Source organism: Candidatus Ruminimicrobium bovinum, assembly GCF_902760015.1.
Lineage (GTDB): Bacteria > Elusimicrobiota > Endomicrobiia > Endomicrobiales > Endomicrobiaceae > Ruminimicrobium > Ruminimicrobium bovinum.
In genome coordinates this window covers 1-6,425 of sequence record NZ_CACWEU010000111.1, presented here as the reverse complement: position 1 = coordinate 6,425, position 6,425 = coordinate 1, and the positions used below count along the sequence as shown (strand labels likewise).

Here is a 6,425-nt window from a genome sequence, read left to right as displayed (position 1 = left end):
CTTTTTTTAAAACATCAAAATTCAAATTGTCAATTAATATATCATTATTGTCATAGCCGACTTTTAACGAGTGAACACTCATCATTTTAGCTGCCGGAAAATGTAAAGCGTTAAATGAAAAATCCAAGCTTTCAAGTTCGGTCAATTCTTCCATATCCTGTTGTTTTTCAAGTGTTTTTATTCTTGACTGAACCATACCTGCAAGCCGTGCTTTTGCCCTAAACCTTCTTATAAAAAGTTCCGTTTTCTTTTTTTGCTTTTCTCTGTTTATGCGGGTTTTTTCGTAAATTTCTTCTTCTTTTTCTATTTGTGCATATAATTTTTCGGTATTTCCTTCTATTTTTCTTGCTTTATTTCTGTGTATCGCAACGGTATGGGTAACAACTTTATCCATAAATGAACGGTCATGAGTTATTAAAATAAGTTCACCTTTCCAATTTTGTAAAAATTTTATAAGCCACCTTATTGCAACGATATCCAAATAGTTATTCGGTTCATCCAACAATAACATATTTGCATCGGACAATAAAATTTTTGCCAAATTTATTCTTATTTTATAACCGCCGGAAAACATTAACGGGTTTTGTTTGATTGTTTCTTTTGTAAATCCGAGTCCGAAAAGAATTTTTTCGGCTTTCCAACTTTGGTCAATTTCCGTTTTAGGCATAACCGATGTAACTTCTTCCATAACGGAATTGTATTTAAAATTGATATGTTGCCGGAGGTAACCTATTTTATAATTTTTAGGTATTTGTATTTCACCGCTGTCATATTCTACAAGCCCTAATATCATTTGCAAAAGGGTAGTTTTTCCGTAACCGTTTCTTGCAACAAGCCCTATTTTTTCACCTTTACCGACATTGAAACTTAAATCCTTAAATAAAACTCTCGTCCCGTAAGCTTTTGATAAGTTATTTATCGTAATCATTATTTTTCGGGACGCAAAATAATTTTAAGAGGATTTTGTTTGAAATATTTGTTTGCAACTTTCAAAATATCGGCTGAAGTTACTTTCTCAAGTTCTTCTATAAATAAATCGTTAAATTGATATCCCAAACCGAAAATTTCACCGAACATTAAATTGTATGCCTGCCTTTCAACCGGTTGGTTTGCCAAAAGATATACACCTTTAACATATTGTTTTGTATCTTTTAATTCCTGCTCAGGTACAGGTGTTGTGCATAAATTTTCCATTATTTTTTCTATTCCGTCTTTTGTAAGTTGAATGTTTTTCTTATCAAGCCCTATGTAAATTGAAAAATAACTGCCGTTTTTCCTTGTGGGAAACCTTGTGTTTACTTCATAAGCAAGCCCTAATTTTTCCCTTAATTCAATAAATAATCTGCTCGTCATTCTGCTGCCTAAAACCGAAGCAATAAGTTTTAATGTATAGAAATCTTTGTTATAAATATTTGGGACATCATAAGCATAAATAATAAACGCCTGGTTGAATTTCGCGGGATAAACTTTTTCATCTCTCAAAGGTAAAACATTGGTAACTGAAGGTTGAATTGCTTCCTGTGTCAGTTTTAAAGAGCCGAAACTTTTGTTTAATTTACTTTTTATTTTTGAAACATCAATATCGCTTACAACCGTTATAACAATTCCTTTGGTTGTAAATATTTTATTGTAAGTATCGATAATATCCTGTTTTGTTATTTTTTGTAATGTTTCTATTTTGCCGTAACTTGTATATGAATACGGGTTGTCTTGAGGGAAAAATTCGTTTATCATTTTGTCATAAGCCGTTTGCGTAATATTGTCTGCTCTGTTTTTTATGCTTTCAATTTGTAATATTTTTTGTTTTTCAAATTCTTGTTCGTCAAAGGCGGGGTTTGTTATTATATCGGTAAGAATTTCCAATGTTTTATCAAAATATTTTGACATACATTCAAGGTTAAAACCTGAAAAATCGTATTCAACATCAAACCCGATTGACGAACCCAAATTTTCAATATCGGTTGCAAGCGTATTAACATCTCTTTTTTTTGTTGACTGATTCATTACCGAATAAAGCAATGTTGTTACGCCTGCTTTGTCGGTATTTTCATAAGCTACCGATACAGGCGAACAAAATTTTAAAGCCGTAAGGTTTCTGCCTTCAACTTGCTTATATACTACCTTAATACCGTTTTTTAAATTAAAAGTTTCCACTTTGCTTCCCCCGAAAATAATTGATTGACAACATAACAAAACAACCGTAAGTATTAAATAAAATAATTTATTTTTCATTTTGGAAAATTACCGCCTTTGATAATTTTTGTTTTGAATAATATTTGGCCATAAATTTTTTAATATCTTCCACTTTTATTTTATCAATATATTTTACGTAATTGTCAAAATAGTCGGCATGCCCCATAAGGTGCCAAAAACCTATATTTAATGCACGGTTACCTACGGTTTGGTTTTCAAACAGCCAATTTGCTTTTATATTTATTTTTGCCTTTTCAAGTTCCTGCTTTGTAGGACCTTCTTTTGCAAATTTTTCAATTTCGGCATCTGTTTCTTTGCAAATATCTTCATATTTGTTTTTATCAAAAATTGTAAAAATATATGCGGTGCCGGTTCCTTTAAAATTTTCAAAAGCGGCTCCGATATTTAAAACAAGATTTTTTTCTTCTTTTAAAACTCTGTATAATCTTGATGATTTACCTGCACCCAAAATATCCATTGCAATTATTGCCGAAAACATATCTTTGCTTGATATATCGGGACCCAAAAAACCGGAAAGCATATAACTGTGCGATGTGTTATCCGTTCTTGTTGAAGTTACGGGTGTTTGTTTTAACGGTTCGATTATTGTCGGATCCGCGCTGAAAAATACCGGGTTTTCAAGTTGACAGAGAGTATCTTTAACTATTTGTTTTGTCTGTTCAATATCAACATCACCTGTAACGGCAACTACCATTTTATTAGGTCTGTAATTTTGATTAAAATATCTTTGAATTTCTTCTCTTTTTACATTGGCTATAATATCGGCGGTTCCGATTACACTGTTTTTATAATCACTTGTTTTGTATAAGCCCTGCAGAAAAAATTCAAAAAGTTCGGCTCTCGGGTTATCTTTGTGTCTTTGAATTTCTTCTATAACAACTTTTCTTTCTTTTTCAATTTCATCTGCCGGAAACAGCGGGTTTGAAACCGTATCGATTAACATTTTAAGTGTATCAATGTAGCCGTCTTTTTGAATGCTTACATGGTAACAAGTCATTTCGTTTGAAGTAAAAGCATTTATAAGCCCGCCCATATTTTCCACATTTCTGCTTAATAAATCGCTGGGATAATTTTTACTTCCTTTAAATAATAAATGTTCTATAAAATGCGAAAGTCCCGCCTGTTCCGGTTTTTCATTAACCGAACCTACTCCGACGAAAATATGAACCGATGTAACCGGAAGTGTTGTATCTTGTTTTATAACCAATTCTAATCCGTTAGGAAATTTCATATCCGCAACTCCTTTTTTATCTGCATATAAAAATGTTGAACACAACAAAAGTATGCAAATTATAATTTTTTTCATTTTTCTTGTCCTTCCTTACTGTTTTTTCGTGTAGAAATAAAAATATCTACTATTGAGTATGCCCAAACAGCGGCAAAACAAACATCAAAAAATAACATCATTTTTGAATTGTTATCCTGAAATTTATAATAAAAATCGCTTACCTGCTTAAACCTTTCGGCAGACGGTAGGATTAATATCGAATTAACCGTATCAGTTCCGAGTTCGGAAATAAAATTAATTCCGAGTATAATAAACAATCCAAATGCCAACGAAATAAAAAATACGGCTTTTTTCCATTGCTTTAACAATAAATGTCCCGCACCCGGTCCTAAAAGTAAAGTAATAAATGCCGCAAGAAATATTGTAAATTTTTCTTTATTCATAACCTGCTTATTATATCATTTTTTTATCTGTTTCTTACAATTCTTCGTCATATCTCAATAACTTTATAAATTGTTGCCGGTGCCGTTAAACTCTCAGCTTTCAGCCCTCATCCCTCAGCCCTCAGCTCTAAATCAAATTTGCTTTGCAAATTTTTCACAAATTTTTCACAAATGGATGTTGAAATTTTAGGAAAGAGAGTTATAATAAGAATATGGATAAGATGTTATTAGCTATTATCCGTGCTTCAAGAAAAGTCGTTGCGATTATATTAATGATATCGGTATTGTTTAATGTGATAATACCCAAGACACAGAAGATTAAAGAATATTTTGTGGCAGCAATAAACTGTGCGGTAGAAACACAAACAAACTTTTTGGATAAATATGCCGAAAGTGTGGTAAGTGTAACAAACGAGATAGCCGAGAATGTATTAAATGCATTAAATATGGCAGGCTTAGCCGGAGAAAAAATAAATAAGAAGGCAGACGGCAAGAAAAGAGAAGGTGAAGAGACAGCACCGATAAATACATCAAATGATAACGGTATAATAATAAAGAATAAAGCAAACGGTCCAACACAATTAAATTTATTAAAAGTAAAAGCAGCATGCTTAGCATATTCAAATGTTTATAATGATGCTAATTTATATGGTGATACGGGATTAGTCCGTCCGAATGAAATAACAGACACGGGAATATTATTTTTTATATTATTTGCAATATTGGTGGTAAGGATAAAAGATACAATAGCAGTATTATATAACAATAACAGAATAGCAGGAATAAACCGACTTGTTTAGAAGTAAAAAAAAACAAGTCGGTTTTCTTTTTTGCTTAAAAAAGAAAGTAAAAAAATAAAAAAACGGTAAGGGGGAAAAAATGAAAGTAGTAAAAAAATTAAAGAAGGTAGTAGTAAAAGCAGTAGCAATGTCGGTATCGTTATGTTTGGTTTTAGCGATAGTAAATATACCGGCATATTCCGCAATAACAATCAATTCTACAAAAACCGGTGACGGGTATGCATTACAACCGGCATACGTAACACCTTCACAGGCAGCAAAACAGGTGTTGCAAGCAGCAGCATCACAAAGTATTGACGATAAGATAATTGAAAAATACGGTGAAACCGCAATGTTGGATTTGACATGTCTTTCCAATGTTTTAGGAGTAGATAAAAGCAAACTGTTTAATGTATTTGTAAAAACAGGTGTAACAAGTGCTCAGATAACAGAAATATTTGAACGTGCTACTTTTGCAAGAAAACATATAGATGAATTATTACAAGATAAAACGATAAGCTCGGTAGCCAGGACATGGTTAACGGAAGCAAAAAAAGTATTAAATAATGTTCTTTTGGATACCAACCAAGAATCTAAAGTAAAAGTAGCTGCAATTAAAGAAGCGGAAAATGCAACATACAGGATACAAAAAACAAAAGCGGATATAGATGTATTAAGAGAAGAGTCAGCTAAAGGAAAAGTGTTTTCTTCACTTTATGATATTGTAAAATCGGCAAAAACGAATTATCAAGAAAAAGGTGTAAACTTAATAAAAGCAATTTCTAAAAAATATAATTTAGATGAAACTACGGTTTATGATAAATTTGCAAATAACAAAGTTACAAATGAGCAAATGAATATTGTTTCAAGTATTCTTTTAAAAGATTTAACAAACAACAATGATATTTTTAGGTGGCAGTGGGGGCAAGACTATAAAAATGTAGAAAAAGCATTATCGGAAATACAAGAATTAACAAAACCTTATAAACAAAATTTAGATAAAACTAAAGCTTTAATAAACACTCTTTTAAAAAATGCAAATACAAGCAGTTTAGCAAAGACATGGTTAAAAGCAGCTCAGAAGGTAGTAGACGGAATAGTAACCGGAAACCAAACAGATGCAGAAAAAACAACAGCATTAACTAAGGCATTAAAATCGATACAGAATATTTCAAACAGCAAAGCAACAATAGCAAGTTTGGAAAAAGAATCTGGTGCAACAAGTGTATTCAGCGGGCTTCAAGCCAGTGTATTAAATAAGAGTAATGAATATAAAATTTATAAGAATGCAAAAGATATTAAAAACACGATAAGCGGAATGTTATCTAAGGTAGGTGAATTAGCAAAAAGTTGGTTAAAAGCAGCACAGAAGATAGTTGATGAAATAGTAAACGGAACTAAAACAGATGCCGAAAAAGTATCATTATTAACTAAGGCATTAAAATCGATAAAAAATATATTAAGTAAAAATGCAACAATAGCAAGTTTGGAAAAAGAATCCGGTTCAACAAGCGTATTCAGTGGGCTTCAAAGCAGTGTATTAAATAAGAGCAATGAATACAAAGTATATAAGAATGCAAAAGATATTAAAACATTAATAAGCAGCTTATCCTCGGCAGAAGGGACAAGCGCTTTAGCCAAAACATGGTTAAAAGAAGCCCAAAAAGTAGCAGACGGAATACAAAACGGAACTAAAACAGATGCCGAAAAAGTATCATTATTAACTAAGGCATTAAAATCAATAAAGAATATTTCAAACAG

General features: G+C 31.7%; 6 protein-coding genes. 2 read left to right on the top strand and 4 right to left on the bottom strand.

Annotation, left to right across the window (positions count from 1 at the left end):
- The 4 genes from ACMUOV_RS04005 to ACMUOV_RS03990 all read right to left on the bottom strand — a co-directional run.
- Positions 1 to 928: ATP-binding cassette domain-containing protein (locus tag ACMUOV_RS04005; RefSeq protein ID WP_413853826.1), on the bottom strand; the 928-nt coding region annotated here is incomplete at its 3' end.
- Positions 928 to 2,232: a M16 family metallopeptidase gene (locus ACMUOV_RS04000; RefSeq protein WP_413853825.1), complete on the bottom strand. Its 1,305-nt coding sequence runs from the start codon at positions 2,230 to 2,232 to the stop codon at positions 928 to 930. The genes ACMUOV_RS04000 and ACMUOV_RS04005, both read right to left, overlap by 1 nt.
- The gene (locus ACMUOV_RS03995) at positions 2,222 to 3,520 is read right to left on the bottom strand and encodes a M16 family metallopeptidase (protein ID WP_413853824.1); all 1,299 of its coding nucleotides are present in this window, start codon (positions 3,518 to 3,520) and stop codon (positions 2,222 to 2,224) included. The genes ACMUOV_RS04000 and ACMUOV_RS03995 overlap by 11 nt, the downstream gene beginning before the upstream one ends.
- Complete coding sequence (locus tag ACMUOV_RS03990) at positions 3,517 to 3,885, bottom strand: hypothetical protein (RefSeq protein ID WP_413853823.1); 369 nt, start codon at positions 3,883 to 3,885, stop codon at positions 3,517 to 3,519. The genes ACMUOV_RS03995 and ACMUOV_RS03990 overlap by 4 nt, the downstream gene beginning before the upstream one ends.
- Positions 3,886 to 4,097: 212 nt before the next feature.
- On the opposite strand from ACMUOV_RS03990, the gene ACMUOV_RS03985 reads away from it, so the two are divergent.
- Both ACMUOV_RS03985 and ACMUOV_RS03980 read left to right on the top strand, forming a co-directional pair.
- Positions 4,098 to 4,685, top strand: coding sequence for a hypothetical protein (locus tag ACMUOV_RS03985; RefSeq protein ID WP_413853822.1), 588 nt, complete (start codon positions 4,098 to 4,100; stop codon positions 4,683 to 4,685).
- A gap of 79 nt (positions 4,686 to 4,764) precedes the next feature.
- Positions 4,765 to 6,425: hypothetical protein (locus ACMUOV_RS03980; protein WP_413853821.1), on the top strand; the 1,661-nt coding region annotated here is incomplete at its 3' end.